The 14,164-nt window shown below is 72.0% G+C and carries 12 protein-coding genes; 8 read left to right on the forward strand and 4 right to left on the reverse strand.

The window, feature by feature from the left end:
* Nucleotides 1-50 precede the first annotated feature (50 nt).
* Nucleotides 51-821: a type 1 glutamine amidotransferase domain-containing protein gene (locus LN652_RS03975; RefSeq protein WP_230443399.1), complete on the forward strand. Its 771-nt coding sequence runs from the start codon at nucleotides 51-53 to the stop codon at nucleotides 819-821.
* Nucleotides 822-849: 28 nt separating this feature from the next.
* Nucleotides 850-1,986 (forward strand): low temperature requirement protein A, encoded by a 1,137-nt coding sequence (locus LN652_RS03980; RefSeq protein ID WP_230443400.1) that lies wholly within the window; start codon nucleotides 850-852, stop codon nucleotides 1,984-1,986.
* A gap of 5 nt (nucleotides 1,987-1,991) precedes the next feature.
* On the opposite strand, the gene LN652_RS03985 is transcribed toward LN652_RS03980, so the two are convergent.
* The 3 genes from LN652_RS03985 to LN652_RS03995 form a co-directional block, all read right to left on the reverse strand.
* Nucleotides 1,992-2,504 (reverse strand): class F sortase, encoded by a 513-nt coding sequence (locus LN652_RS03985; RefSeq protein ID WP_230443401.1) that lies wholly within the window; start codon nucleotides 2,502-2,504, stop codon nucleotides 1,992-1,994.
* 5 nt (nucleotides 2,505-2,509) lie between these two features.
* Nucleotides 2,510-3,502 carry a hypothetical protein gene (locus LN652_RS03990; RefSeq protein WP_230443402.1) on the reverse strand — a complete coding sequence of 331 codons (993 nt, stop codon included), beginning with the start codon at nucleotides 3,500-3,502 and terminating at the stop codon, nucleotides 2,510-2,512.
* A 157-nt stretch (nucleotides 3,503-3,659) separates the two neighbouring features.
* Nucleotides 3,660-4,565: a heme o synthase gene (locus LN652_RS03995; protein WP_230444679.1), complete on the reverse strand. Its 906-nt coding sequence runs from the start codon at nucleotides 4,563-4,565 to the stop codon at nucleotides 3,660-3,662.
* Between the two features lie 295 nt (nucleotides 4,566-4,860).
* Here LN652_RS03995 and tkt point away from each other — a divergent pair, with 295 nt between their 5' ends.
* Genes tkt through pgl form a run of 6 tightly spaced genes read left to right on the forward strand, consistent with a single transcriptional unit; the run spans nucleotide 4,861 to nucleotide 12,971 of the window.
* Nucleotides 4,861-6,957 carry a transketolase gene (gene tkt, locus LN652_RS04000; RefSeq protein WP_230444680.1) on the forward strand — a complete coding sequence of 699 codons (2,097 nt, stop codon included), beginning with the start codon at nucleotides 4,861-4,863 and terminating at the stop codon, nucleotides 6,955-6,957.
* A gap of 49 nt (nucleotides 6,958-7,006) precedes the next feature.
* Entirely contained in the window at nucleotides 7,007-8,122 is a 1,116-nt protein-coding gene (gene tal / locus LN652_RS04005) for a transaldolase (RefSeq protein WP_230443403.1), read from the forward strand.
* Entirely contained in the window at nucleotides 8,119-9,780 is a 1,662-nt protein-coding gene (gene pgi / locus LN652_RS04010) for a glucose-6-phosphate isomerase (RefSeq protein ID WP_230443404.1), read from the forward strand. Before tal ends, pgi begins: the two co-directional genes overlap by 4 nt.
* Nucleotides 9,777-11,303, forward strand: coding sequence for a glucose-6-phosphate dehydrogenase (gene zwf / locus LN652_RS04015; protein ID WP_230443405.1), 1,527 nt, complete (start codon nucleotides 9,777-9,779; stop codon nucleotides 11,301-11,303). Before pgi ends, zwf begins: the two co-directional genes overlap by 4 nt.
* 25 nt (nucleotides 11,304-11,328) lie before the next feature.
* Nucleotides 11,329-12,246 (forward strand): glucose-6-phosphate dehydrogenase assembly protein OpcA, encoded by a 918-nt coding sequence (locus tag LN652_RS04020; RefSeq protein ID WP_230443406.1) that lies wholly within the window; start codon nucleotides 11,329-11,331, stop codon nucleotides 12,244-12,246.
* Nucleotides 12,243-12,971: a 6-phosphogluconolactonase gene (gene pgl / locus LN652_RS04025; RefSeq protein ID WP_230443407.1), complete on the forward strand. Its 729-nt coding sequence runs from the start codon at nucleotides 12,243-12,245 to the stop codon at nucleotides 12,969-12,971. The genes LN652_RS04020 and pgl overlap by 4 nt, the downstream gene beginning before the upstream one ends.
* A gap of 176 nt (nucleotides 12,972-13,147) precedes the next feature.
* Here pgl and LN652_RS04030 read toward each other — a convergent pair whose 3' ends face one another.
* On the reverse strand, nucleotides 13,148-14,137 hold the full coding sequence (locus LN652_RS04030) for a hypothetical protein (RefSeq protein WP_230443408.1): 990 nt from the start codon (nucleotides 14,135-14,137) through the stop codon (nucleotides 13,148-13,150).
* Between the last annotated feature and the right edge of the window lie 27 nt (nucleotides 14,138-14,164).

The following is a 14,164-nucleotide window of genomic DNA, read 5'->3' on the forward strand; positions in this document are numbered from 1 at the left end:
CAACGCAGGACCTCTAGGTCCCGACCCGAGGCGTGCCTAGCGTCACGGGCATGACCCACAGCGACCTCAACCCCGTCGATCCCGGGCGTCCCCGACGAGCCGCCCTCGTCATCGCCAACGGTGCGGTGTCCACCTCGATCGGTTGGCCGGTCGGCTTCTGGTGGTCCGAGCTGACCCACCCGCACTACCTGTTCCGCGAGGCAGGCTGGGAGGTCGACCTGTACTCGCCCGACGGCGGGCCGTGCGTCCCGGACGCGATGAGTGATCCGGACGATCCGTCGCAGTGGCAGGCCGAGGACCAGATCTCGCGGGGCTACAAGTTCGACCCCCGGTTCACCGCGCAGGTGGCGTCGACGCGCGCCGTCCGGGACCTCGACGTGGATGCCTACGACACGCTCGTCGTCGCCGGCGGCCAGTCGCCCATGTTCACCTTCGAGGCCGCGACCGACCTGCACGAGGTGTTCAGCGCCTTCCACGCCACCGGCAAGGTCACCGCCGCGCTGTGCCACGGGACGGCGATCCTCGCCTTCGCCAAGGCCCCGGACGGCTCGCCCCTCGTCGCCGGGAGGACCGTGACCGGCTTCCCCAACGTCGAGGAGGACGCAGCGGACCGGATGACGTGGGAGGCGGGCCTGCTGCCGGAGGGACGCACGATCATGCCGTGGCGCATCGAGGACTCGCTCAAGGACCTGGGCGCCAACTACATCCAGGCCGGACCGTTCCGCTCCTTCGCCGTGCGCGACGGCAACCTCGTGACCGGCCAGCAGAACTTCTCCGGCGCCGAGACCGCACGGCTCGTCATCGAGGCTGTCGGTCGATGACCGCCGCGGACCGCCTCCGACCGCCTCCATGAGCGGCACGCGGGACGAGCAGCGGGTCACTCCCCTCGAGCTGTTCTTCGACCTCGTGTTCGTGTTCGCCCTCACGCAGGTCACCGGCTACCTCGGTGCCGGTGAGTCGTGGGGCAACGTCCTGCAGGGCATCGGGATCCTCCTCGCCCTGTGGTGGGCGTGGGTGGCCTACGCGTGGGTGGCCAACGCGGCCGGGTCGGAGGACGGTCCAGCTCGCGTGGCGCTCCTCGCCGCCGTGGCGGCGATGCTGGTGGTCTCGCTGGCGGTGCCGGACGCGTTCGGCGCCAGCGCCGTGTGGTTCGCGGGTGGCCTCCTCGTGGTCCGGTTGCTGCACCTGTCGCTCTACTGGATCCTCGGGCGCCACGACGCGGGGCTGCGCGCCGTCCTGCGTCGCCTGGCGGTGCCGTTGTCGGTCGGCCCGGCGCTGCTGGTCGCGGGCGCCCTGCTCGACGGTCCCCTGCGTGCGACCGCGTGGGTCGCCGCCCTGGCCGTCGACTACACCGGCCCCGTCCGCAGCGCCGGCGAGGGCTCACGGGTCGCGCCCGGCCACTTCGCCGAGCGGTTCGGCCTGATCGTCATCGTCGCGCTCGGCGAGTCGATCGTGTCCATCGGTGTCGGCGCGGACGGCGCGCCCCTGGACCTCGGGCTCGTCACGGCCGCGGTGGTGGCCGCCGTCGCGGCGGCGGCCCTGTGGTGGGCGTACTTCGACGTCACCGCCCTCGCCGTCGAGCGGCGTTTCGCGTCGGCCTCCCCGTCCGAGCAGGTGCGGGTGGCGCGGGACTGCTACATGTACCTCCACACCCTCACGGTGCTGGGCATCATCCTGTTCGCGCTCGGCGTGAAGAAGACCCTCGCCCACGTGGACGAGCCGCTCAGCGTCGTCGCGGCGGCCGCGCTCTGCGGAGGGGTCGCGCTCTACCTGGTCTCGCTCGCTGCGTTCCGGCGCCGCGGCACCGGGACGCTGCCGGCAGCACGCGTGGGTGCGGCCGCGGTGCTGGTGCTCGCGGCCCCCCTCGCCACCCGCGTCGACGCCACGGCGGCGCTGGCGGTCGTGGCGTCCGTCCTCGTCGCGCTGGTCGCCCATGAGACCGTCCGCGAACGGGAGCTGCGCCACGACCTGCGCGCGAGGACCTGACCGCCCTAGGGACCGGCGACCCGTGCCGCCGCGACGTGGCGCGGGCCGAGCTTGCGCGCGAAGACGACCGTGCGGCGCGAGTAGTCGTCGGCCTTGCAGGCCACCAGCACGATCCGCGGCGGGCCGGAGACCGAGTAGAGCGAGCCCATCCGTCGGTCCGCCGACCAGAACTCGCGGCGGGTCACCTCGAAGCGGCAGCCGCCGACGCTGATCCGGTCGCCCTTGCGCAGGCGCCCCCAGCGGTCGGCGACGCCGTTGCCGGCCCGCCAGGCGTGACCGGCGTAGACGGTGCTGCCGGTCGGGTCGCACGGCGGGTCGCCCTGCGACCAGGTGTAGACGGTCCCGCGGAGCTGGTTGCCCACCGCGAGCGTGTTGCCGCGCGAGGGCACCTCCACGACGGTGGCGTTGGTGCCGGTGCGAGCGATCCGGAGCCGGTCGGGGGCGGCGTGCGCCGCCCCCGCACCGGTCACCGGTATCGCGAGCAGTGCGGCCGCCACCGCGAGGGCGGTGCGGCGCACCGGGGTCACTGGCCCGTGGCGGGCGCGACCTCGGGAGCCCGCGAGCAGGACTTCGCCGAGAAGCGGATCTTCCACACCTGGCGTCCGCGCAGCTCGACACCGGTCTCGGAGGAGGCCGCACGGATCGTGACCTTCGGGGTGCGGGCCTTGATCCAGACGCCCTGGCGCACGACCTTGCCGTTGGCGGTGTAGGTGATCCCGGACCGCTTGCCGACCTTGAACAGGTCGCTGCGGCGGCCGCACTTGTCGATGTGGCGGGCAGCGGCGCGCACGATGCGGACCTCGGCCGGCAGCACCTCCGGCGGCGTCACGACGGGCGGCGTCGTCGTCGGCGGGGTCGTGGGCGGGGTGGTGGGCGGGGTGGTGGGCGGCGTCGGGCAGGCCACGTTGGAGTCGGCCGGCACCGGGTAGGTGACGACGGTCTGGCCGTTGGTGAAGACGTAGCCCTGCTGGGCGGTGACCGTGACGCTGCCGTCCGGGTTGGTCACCGAGGTCCAGGGACCGGTCGGGACCGTGCCGTAGTGGGCGTTGCCCGGGCCGCACTCGTCGACGACCGGGATGGTCGGGGCGTCGACCTTGGTCACGTTGCAGGAGTCGGAGAACGCCGCGACGGCGATGCTGCCCGAGTTGGTCGCCGTGGTGCCGTTGCTCCAGCGGGCGGCGAGGGTGAGCGTGAGCGGCGAGCCGGGCTTGGTGGTGACCGTCTCCTCGAAGGACCGCGCCTGGGCGGGGCCGAAGACGGTGCCGGCCGGGACGACGGGGCGGTTGGACGACGTCACCGTCTCGGTGCGCTGCTCGCTGTTGACGACGCGCCAGGTGACGAGCCAGCCTCCACCCTCGCGGCAGGAGACGGCGCCGGTGATCGTGTTGTGGTGCGCGCTCGACGGCGCGGCGAAGCCGATGACCGCGAGGCCGACGGCGACGGCGAGCGCCACGGCCCGCGCGATGGTCCGGGTGACCGAGCCCCCACGGCTCTGGTCGGTGTGCTGTGCAGGCATGGTGAGACAAACCCCCAAGACGAACGGGGACGCTGATCGCCCCCTCACGCACGATTCAACGGGACCGCGGCGCGAAAGACCCGGCAGGGAATCTCAAGCATTCATCTAGTAATTCTCAAGTCCGAGACGTTTCGGACTGATTGGGCTACCGAATCGCTCAGCGCACCAGCAGGGGGTCCAGCGCGACCGCGACGAAGAGCAGCGAGAGGTAGAGGTTGGAGGCGTGGAACAACCGCATCGGGTTGATCTCGGCGAGCACCTCGGAGCTCCGCGCACGGGCCCACATGCGGTGTGCCTCGACGAGGAAGACCGCACCGAGCACAGCGGCCGCGACCGGGTAGACCACGCTGGTCCCCGCGACCGGCCAGAGCAGCAGCGACGTCGCCACCATCACCCAGCTGTAGACGACGACCTGACGGCCCACCTCGGCGGCAGGCTTCACGACCGGGAGCATCGGGACGTCGACGTTGCGGTAGTCCTCGCGATAGCGCAGCGCCAGCGCCCAGGTGTGCGGCGGCGTCCAGAAGAACACCACGAGGAACAGCACGACGGGGGTCCAGGCCAGCTCGCCGGTGACCGCCGTCCAGCCGATCAGGGCCGGGAAGCAGCCGGCCAGCCCGCCCCAGACGATGTTCTGGGTCGTGCGGCGCTTGAGCAGCATCGTGTAGACGAACACGTAGAACGCGTTCGCGAGCACGGACAGGGCCGCCGAGAGGTAGTTGACCCACAGGGCCAGCACCACCGTCGACAGCACGGCGAGCACGGTCGCGAAGACGAGCGCCGAGACCGGCGAGACGATGTGGCGCGGCAGGGCCCGTCGTCGCGTCCGACGCATCTGCTCGTCGATGTCGCGGTCGTAGACGCAGTTGTAGGCCGACGCGGAGCCCGCGGACAGCGCGCCACCGACCACGGTCGCGGCGACGAGCCCGAGCGCCGGGATGCCGCGCTCGGCGAAGAACATCACCGGCACGGTGGTCAGCAGCAGCAGCTCGATGACCCGCGGCTTGGTGAGGCCGACGTAGGCAGCGACGACGTCGCGCCAGGTCTTGGGGCCGTCGGCCAGGCCGTCGTCACCGGTCGGCTGCCGGTCGGACGCAGCAGCGTGCGGGCCGGCGTGGGACACGGTGGGAACCTCGGGGGAACGGGAGTGGGTGGGACGCGGACGTCGGGGAACCGGAGGGGACGAACCGCGGTCGGCACCAGCGTCCGCCACCACCCTCAGGCGGGGTCGAGTCTACTCGGCCACGGCGATAGGCTCGCAGTCGAGGCCACCCCCGGGGCGCTGTGATCCCGACCGCACCCCGGCCGCCGCCAGGCTGCACCCCACGAGAGGAACTGCGTTGACCCGAAAGTCCGCCCTGCCCGCCACCCTCGAGTGGGACGAGATCGATGCCTTGGCCGTCGACACCGCCCGCGTGCTGGCGATGGACTCGGTGCAGAAGGTCGGCAACGGCCACCCCGGCACCGCGATGAGCCTCGCCCCGGTCGCGTACCTGCTGTTCCAGAAGGTGATGCGCCACGACCCCGCCGACCCCGAGTGGGCGGCGCGCGACCGCTTCGTGCTGTCGTGCGGCCACTCCAGCATCACGCTCTACACCCAGCTCTTCCTCGGCGGCTTCGGCCTCGAGCTCGACGACCTCAAGGCGCTGCGCACCTGGGGCTCGAAGACCCCCGGTCACCCCGAGCTCGGCCACACCGCCGGCGTCGAGGTCACCACCGGACCGCTCGGACAGGGCGTCGGCAACGCGGTCGGCATGGCGCTCTCGGCCCGCCGGGTGCACGGCATGCTCGACACCGACGCCGCCCCCGGCGAGGGGCTCTTCGACCACCAGGTCTACGTCCTCGCCTCCGACGGCGACCTCCAGGAGGGCGTCAGCTCCGAGGCCAGCTCGATCGCCGGCACGCAGAAGCTCGGCAACCTGACGGTCGTCTACGACCGCAACCGGATCTCGATCGAGGGCGACACCGACATCGCCTTCACCGAGGACGTCGCGAAGCGCTACGAGGCCTACGGCTGGCACGTCCAGACCGTCGACTGGACCAACGGAGGCACCGACTACGTCGAGGACGTGCCGGCGCTCTACGCCGCGGTCCGCAAGGCCCACGGCGTCACCGACCAGCCCTCACTGATCGTCCTCGACACCGTCATCGCCTGGCCCGCCCCCAACGCCCAGGGCACCGAGGCCGCCCACGGCAGCGCCCTCGGCGCCGACGAGGTCGCCGCGACCAAGAAGGTCCTCGGGTTCGACCCCGACCAGACCTTCGAGGTGCCGCCCTCGGTCCTCGAGCGCACGCGCGGGCTGCGCGAGCGTGGCGCCGCCTGGGGTGCGGAGTGGGACGAGAAGTACGCCACCTGGGCCGAGGCCCACCCGGAGTCGGCCGAGCTGCTCCACCGGCTCAAGCGTCGCGAGATGCCCACCGAGCTGGCCGCGACGATCCCGACGTTCCCCGCCGACGAGAAGGGCGTCGCGACCCGGTCGGCCTCCGGCAAGGTCATCAACGCCCTCGCGCCGCTGCTGCCCGAGCTGTGGGGCGGCTCGGCCGACCTCGCCGGCTCCAACAACACCACCATCACCAGCGCACCGTCCGTCGGCCCCGAGGTCGCCGAGGTCGGCGACTGGAGCACCGATCCGCACGCCGGGCGCGTGCTGCACTTCGGCATCCGCGAGCACGGCATGGGCGCGATCATGAACGGGATCGCCGCCGACCGGCTGACCCGCGTCTTCGGCGGCACCTTCCTCACGTTCTCCGACTACATGCGCGGCTCCGTGCGCGTGGCGGCGCTCAGCAAGCTGCCGGTCACCTACGTGTGGACCCACGACTCGATCGGCCTCGGCGAGGACGGGCCGACCCACCAGCCCATCGAGCACCTCGCCGCGCTGCGCGCCATGCCCGGCCTCGACGTCGTACGCCCCGCAGACGCCAACGAGACCGCGGCCGCCTGGCAGGCGATCCTCAGCCACACCGACCGCCCGGCCGCGCTCGCGCTGACCCGTCAGAACGTCCCGGTCTTCCCGCGCGGCGAGGACGGCTTCGCCCCGGTGGAGGGTGTCGAGCGAGGCGCCTACGTCCTCGTCGAGGCCGACAAGGGCACGCCCGACGTGATCCTCATCGGCACCGGGTCCGAGGTGCAGCTCGCCGTGGAGGCCCGCACGATGCTGGCCGCCGACGGGATCGACGCCCGGGTGGTGTCGATGCCGTGCATGGAGTGGTTCGACGACCAGGACCAGGCCTACCGCGACACCGTCCTGCCGCCCACCGTCAAGGCCCGCGTCTCGGTCGAGGCCGGGGTCAAGCAGGGCTGGCGCGAGGTCGTCGGCGACCAGGGCCGGATCATCTCGATCGACCACTACGGCGCGTCGGCCGACTACGCCCGGATCTACTCCGAGTTCGGCATCACCGCGCAGGCCGTGGCCGACGCGGCGCGCGACACCGTCGCCGTCGTGCGGGCCTGACCTCCGGACCCCGAGCACCCCAACCCAGCCCCATCTCAGGAGGCAGCACATGAACGACCGTCTCAAGGCCCTGGCCGACGCCGGGGTGTCCATCTGGCTCGACGACCTCTCGCGCGAGCGGCTCGAGACCGGCAACCTCGCCGACCTCGTGCAGACCAGCAACGTGGTCGGCGTGACGTCGAACCCGGCGATCTTCCAGAGCGCGCTGGCCAAGGGCGAGCGCTACGACGCCCAGGTGCGTGAGCTCGCCGGCCAGGGCGCCGACGTCGACCGGGCCACGCTCGTCATCACGACCGACGACGTGCGCGAGGCGTGCAAGGTCATGCGTCCGGTCTTCGACGCCACCGACGGCGTCGACGGGCGCGTCTCGATCGAGGTCTCCCCCGGCCTGGCCCACGACACCGAGCAGACCGTGGCCGAGGCCGCGGAGCTCTACAAGACCGTGGGCGAGCCCAACGTGATGATCAAGATCCCCGGCACGAAGGAGGGCTGGCCCGCGATCACCGAGACGATCGCCGCCGGCATCTCGGTCAACGTGACGCTGATCTTCGGCCTCGAGCAGTACCGCAACGTCATGGAGGCCTACGTCGCGGGGCTCGAGCAGGCGGCCGACAACGGCCACGAGCTCGCCGACATCCACTCCGTCGCGTCGTTCTTCGTCTCGCGCGTCGACACCGAGATCGACAAGCGGCTCGACGCCACCACCGAGGGCCCCGGCACCGACGCGGCGCTCAAGGGCAAGGCCGGCGTCGCCAACGCCCGCCTGGCGTTCAAGATGTACGAGGAGTTCTTCTCCGGCCCCCGCTGGGAGGCCCTCGAGGCCAAGGGCGCGCGCAGGCAGCGCCCGCTGTGGGCCTCGACCGGCGTCAAGAACCCCGACTACGACGACACCATGTACGTCGTCGACCTCGTCGTCGAGAACACCGTCAACACCATGCCCGAGGCCACGCTCGAGGCCGTCGCCGACCACGGCGAGGTCCGCGGTGACCGGGTCCGCCCGTTCTACGACGACGCCGAGGCCCACATGGCCGCGCTGGCCGAGGCCGGCATCGACTACGACGACGTCATCGAGGTGCTGCTCCAGGAGGGCGTCGAGAAGTTCGTCGTCGCCTGGGACGAGCTCCAGACAACGCTCGGCGCGTCGCTCGAGGCTGCCCGCTCGTGAGCACCGGCGGGCCGGTGGATCCCACGTCCACGCCGGCCTGGGCGGAGCTGTCCGCGACCGCGGACGGCTTCGCCCCGGACCTGCGCGGCTGGTTCGACGCCGATCCCGAGCGCGCGACGGCGCTGGCCCGCGAGGCCGGCGACCTCCACGTCGACCTGTCCCGCACCTTCCTGCACGGCGACCTGCTCGAGCGCCTGCTCGCGCTGGCCGAGCAGACCCGCGTGCTCGAGCGCCGCGACGCGATGTTCGCCGGCGAGCACGTCAACCCGACCGAGGACCGCGCGGTGCTCCACACCGCGCTCCGCCTCCCGGCCGACGCCACCCTCGAGGTGGACGGCCAGGACGTCGTCGCCGACGTCCACGAGGTGCTCGAGCGGGTCTACGCGTTCGCCTCGAAGGTGCGCTCGGGCGAGTGGACCGGCGTCACCGGGCGCCGGATCGAGACCGTGGTCAACATCGGCATCGGCGGCTCGGACCTCGGGCCGGTCATGGCCTACGAGGCGCTCGCGCCCTACCGCCAGGACGGCCTGTCCTGCCGGTTCATCAGCAACATCGACCCGACCGACGCGGCGCAGTCGCTCGAGGGGATCGACCCCGAGACCACGCTGTTCATCGTCTCGAGCAAGACCTTCGGCACCCTGGAGACCCTGACCAACGCCCGGCTGTGCCGGGCGTGGCTGCTCGACCACCTGCCCGCCGGCACCGACCGGGAGGCCGCGGTCGCGCAGCACTTCGTCGCGGTGTCGACGGCGCTCGACAAGGTCGCCGACTTCGGCATCGACCCCGACAACGCGTTCGGCTTCTGGGACTGGGTCGGCGGTCGCTACTCGATGGACTCGGCGATCGGGCTGTCGCTCGTCGTGGCCATCGGGCCGGAGCGCTTCGCCGAGATGCTCGACGGCTTCCACGCCATGGACGAGCACTTCCGGACGGCGGCGCCGGCCACCAACGTGCCGCTGGTGATGGGCCTGCTCAACGTCTGGTACACCACGTTCCTCGGTGCCCAGACCCACGCGGTCCTCCCCTACGCCCAGCAGCTGCACCGCTTCCCGGCCTACCTCCAGCAGCTGACCATGGAGTCCAACGGCAAGGGCGTGCGCTGGGACGGCTCCCCGGTCACCACCGACACCGGCGAGGTGTTCTGGGGCGAGCCCGGCACCAACGGCCAGCACGCCTTCTACCAGCTGATCCACCAGGGCACCCGGCTGATCCCGGCCGACTTCATCGCCTTCGCGCAGCCGGCCTACGCGTTGAGGGATGGCGACACCGACGTGCACGAGCTGTTCCTGGCGAACTTCCTGGCCCAGACCCGCGCGCTGGCGTTCGGCAAGACCGCCGACGAGGTGCGTGCGGAGGGCGTCGACGAGGCGCTGGTCAGCGCCCGTACCTTCCCGGGCAACCGCCCCACCACGTCGATCATGGCGCCCGCCCTGACGCCGTCGGTCCTCGGCCAGCTGGTCGCCCTCTACGAGCACATCACCTTCGTGCAGGGCGCCGTGTGGGGCATCGACAGCTTCGACCAGTGGGGCGTCGAGCTCGGCAAGCAGCTCGCCCAGCAGGTCACACCCGCCGTCGCCGGCGACCCGTCCGCGCTCGACGAGCAGGACCCCGCCACCCGATCCCTCATCGCCTACTACCGGGAGCACCGCAGCCGATGACGCCCTCCACGAACCCGCTCCGCGACCCCGAGGACCGCCGACTCCCCCGCATCGCGGGCCCCTGCGGCATGGTGCTCTTCGGCGTCACCGGCGACCTGTCGCGCAAGAAGATCATGCCGGCGATCTACGACCTGGCGAACCGCGGCCTGCTGCCGCCCGGCTTCAGCCTGGTCGGCTTCGCCAGGCGCGACTGGGCGGACCAGGACTTCGCCCAGATCGTCCACGACGCGGTCCGCGAGCACGCGCGTACGCCGTTTCGCGAGGAGGTCTGGAACCAGCTGTCCGAGGGCTTCCGGTTCGTCCCGGGCGACTTCGACGACGACGTCGCCTTCGACCACCTCCGCCGCACCGTCGAGGAGCTCGACCAGCTCCGCGGCACCGGCGGCAACATGGCGTTCTACCTCGCGATCCCGCCCGGCTTCTTCGGGACGGTCGTCGGCCAGCTCAAGGAGCACGGCCTCACCGACCACCGCCCGGACCAGTGGCGACGCGTGGTCGTCGAGAAGCCGTTCGGCCACGACCTCGAGTCGGCGCGCGAGCTCAACGACATCCTCGGCGACGTCTTCCCGTCGGGGTCGATCTTCCGGATCGACCACTACCTCGGCAAGGAGACGGTCCAGAACATCCTGGCGATGCGCTTCGCCAACAACATGTTCGAGCCGATCTGGAACGCCAACTACGTCGACCACGTGCAGATCACGATGGCCGAGGACATCGGCATCGGTGGCCGCGCGGGCTACTACGACGGCATCGGCGCCGCCCGCGACGTGATCCAGAACCACCTGCTCCAGCTGATGGCGCTGGTGGCGATGGAGGAACCGATCGCCTTCGACGCCGAGAGCCTGCGCATCGAGAAGCAGAAGGTGCTGGCCTCGGCCCAGCTGCCGGCCCGGCTCGACCTGACGACCGCACGGGGGCAGTACTCCCCCGGCTGGGCAGGCGGCGAGAAGGTCAAGGGCTTCCTCGAGGAGGAGGGCATCAAGGCCACCTCCACCACCGAGACCTTCGCCGCGATCACCGTCAACGTCGAGACCCGGCGCTGGGCGGGCGTGCCGTTCTACCTGCGCACCGGCAAGCGGCTGGGCCGCCGGGTGACGGAGGTCGCGGTGGTGTTCAAGCGCGCCCCGCACCTGCCGTTCACCCAGACCGCGACCGAGGACCTGACCCACAACGCGCTGGTGATCCGCGTCCAGCCCGACGAGGGCATGACGATGCGGTTCGGCTCGAAGGTCCCGGGCACCGCGATGGAGATCCGCGACGTCAACATGGACTTCGCCTACGGCGGGTCCTTCACGGAGGCCAGCGCCGAGGCCTACGAGCGACTCATCCTCGACGTCCTGCTCGGCGACCCGCCGCTCTTCCCCCGCCACGAGGAGGTCGAGCTGTCGTGGAAGATCCTCGACCCGGTGCTCGAGCACTGGGCGAGGAAGGGCAAGCCCGAGGCGTACGACTCGGGCACCTGGGGACCGGCCTCCGCCGACGCGATGCTCGCGCGCGAGGGCCGCACGTGGAGGCGGCCATGACGACCACCCGCGAAGGAGTGCTCCGATGATCGAGCTCACCGACACCACGTCGGCCCGGATCGCCGCGGAGTTCGTCCGCGCCCGCACCCGCGCCGGCAGCCCGGCGATGGGCATGGTGATGACCCTCGTGATCGTCGCCCCCGAGGAGGACGCGGCCGAGGCGATGCAGGCGGCCAAGCGTGCCTCGCGCGAGCACCCGTCGCGGGTGCTCGGCGTGATCCTCGGCGACGTCCGGGGCGCCGGCCACGTCAACGCGCAGGTCGGCAGCGGTGACGGGTGGGGCGGCGAGACCGCGCTCATCCGGCTCAAGGGCGAGGTGGTCAAGCACGCCGAGTCCGTGGTGCTGCCGCTGCTGCTGCCCGACTCCCCGGTCGCGATCTGGTGGCCCACGCAGGCCCCGCACGACCCCGCCGCCGACCCGCTCGGCGCCCTGGCCCAGCGCCGGATCACCGACGCCGCCGCCGTCTCCCGCGGCAAGTCGACGGCGATGCTGAACCAGTGCCGGTCCTACGCGCCCGGCAACACCGACCTGGCCTGGACCCGGCTGACGCCGTGGCGGGCGCTGCTGGCCGCCGCGCTCGACCAGCACCCGCTCAAGGTGACCCACGCCAAGGTCACGGCCGAGAAGATCAGCCCCAGCGCCGACCTGCTCGTCGCCTGGCTGTGCGACCGGCTCAAGGTCGTCGTCGACCGCGCCACCTCCGCGGGACCGGGCATCACCGAGGTCACCCTGGAGACCAAGGAGGGGCCGATCCGGATCGCCCGCAACGACGGCCGGCTGGCGACCTTCACCTCGCCGAACCGCCCCGACCGACCCGTCGCGCTCAAGCGGCGCGAGATCCCCGCACTGCTGTCCGAGGAGCTGCGCCGCCTCGACGAGGACGACACCTACGCCGCGACCGCCGCCAAGCTGGTGCGGCTGCACGACGGGGCGAAGAAGTGAGCGGCCCCGTGGAGATCCGCCGCCACGACGACGCCGACCTGCTCGTCGGCGACGTCGCCTCCGCCCTGCTCGACCGGCTCGAGGCCGCGCAGGCCCGCGGCGAGGTGCCGCAGGTCGGGCTGACCGGCGGCACCATCGCCGACGCGCTGCACCGCGAGCTCGCCCGCCGCGCCCAGGACTCGGCCGTCGACTGGTCGCGGGTGGTCTTCTGGTGGGGCGACGAGCGCTTCGTCGAGGCCGGCTCCCCCGACCGCAACGCACGCCAGGCACGCGAGGCACTGCTCGACCACGTCGACGTCGACCCCGCCCACGTCCACGAGGTTCCCGCCAGCGACGAGGTGGCGACCGCGGAGGACGCCGCCACGGCGTACTCCGAGGCGCTGCGCGACCACGGCGCGGGCTTCTTCGAGGTGCTGATGCTCGGCATCGGCCCCGACGGCCACTGCGCCTCGCTCTTCCCCGGCCACCCCGCCCTGCGAGCGACCGACGCCATCGCGGTCGCGGTCCACGACTCCCCCAAGCCGCCGCCCGACCGGGTCAGCCTGACCTTCGAGGCGATGGAGCGCTGCCGCGCGGTCTGGTTCCTCGCCAGCGGCGAGGGCAAGGCCGACGCCGTCGCCCGCGCGCTCGCCGACGACGGGTCGGTCGAGGAGACCCCCGCCCGCGGCGTGCGCGGCGAGGAGACGATCTGGTGGCTCGACGAGGACGCCGCCTCCGCCCTCTGACCGACCGGGCACTTCCTCGCGCTGGAACACGCCGAGCGGGCACTTCCTCGCGCTGGAACGCGCTGAGCGGGCACTTCCTCGCGCTGGAACGCGCTGAGCGGGCACTTCCTCGCGCTGGAACACGCCGACCGGGCACTTCCTCGCGCTGGAACACGCCGACCGGGCACTTCCTCGCGCTAGCGAGCCAGGTCGATGACTGTCGCCATGCGGGTGGCGTACGTCGCGCGTGCCCGCTCGAAGCCGCGGCCCAGACGGTCGCCGGCGAGGAGTTCCGGTCCGTACACGTCGATCTTCGTGAACACGTCCATGTCCCAGGCACGTCGGCTGCTCAGCCACTCGAGCCGGGTCTCGTCATCCTCCCGCTCGTCATCGCCGTGGAACTCCTCGCCGAAGTACTCGGCGCCGTACTTCACGTCGACACATCCGACGTCGATGCGGAACCTGGGCGTGCCCAGGTCGTCGTGGACCCAGATCTGCGTCTGGGGTGGGACGGGGATGCCCGACTCGTGCCAGTGCAACCTCAGCGCGCTCTCCGGCTGTGACTCGGCACCGGTGTCGCCCAGTGGCGCGAGGTGGCGCAGCTGGACGACTCCTCGAAAACCCTTGAACCTGTCGACCTCGGCGACGAGCCGCTGCTGATCGACCCCGAGTCGCAGGAAGCCGTCGATCGCACCCAGGGCGTCGTACCTCCAGAGCAGCCGCCCGAGATCGCACGCCGTCCGGAGGCGCGTCGTCAGGCGCACGCCATCGATCTCCTCGATGTCACGAGCGAGCAGGCCGCGGACGCCGCTGCTGATGCCCGCACGGCGGATCCGGCTGCCCGACGAACTGAACAGGTCGAGCGACGGCATCTGGTGGATCGCGCTGCGCGGCAACGCGTCGACCCCGTGGATCCAGGCTGCGGTGCGGTCGACGACCACCACGTGCGGCGGAGCGACGAGCCTGACGGCAGACACCCGGAGTCGGAACGAGTCCTGGACCTGCGCGGCCACGAACACCCCTCGGACCAGGGGCCGGACCAGTCCTCGTGCGACCAGCTTCGCGCGCAGGCTGGCTGGTACGCCGAGGAGGTCGGCCTCGGCGGACGAGAACACGCGGTCGATCGGGATCGGTGCGGACCCGTCGAGCAGGGCGACGTCGCGGCACCACGTGGGCAGCTTCGGCATGGTCCCGACCATGCCCGGTCCCGACCG

This window comes from Nocardioides okcheonensis (genome assembly GCF_020991065.1).
GTDB lineage: Bacteria > Actinomycetota > Actinomycetes > Propionibacteriales > Nocardioidaceae > Nocardioides > Nocardioides okcheonensis.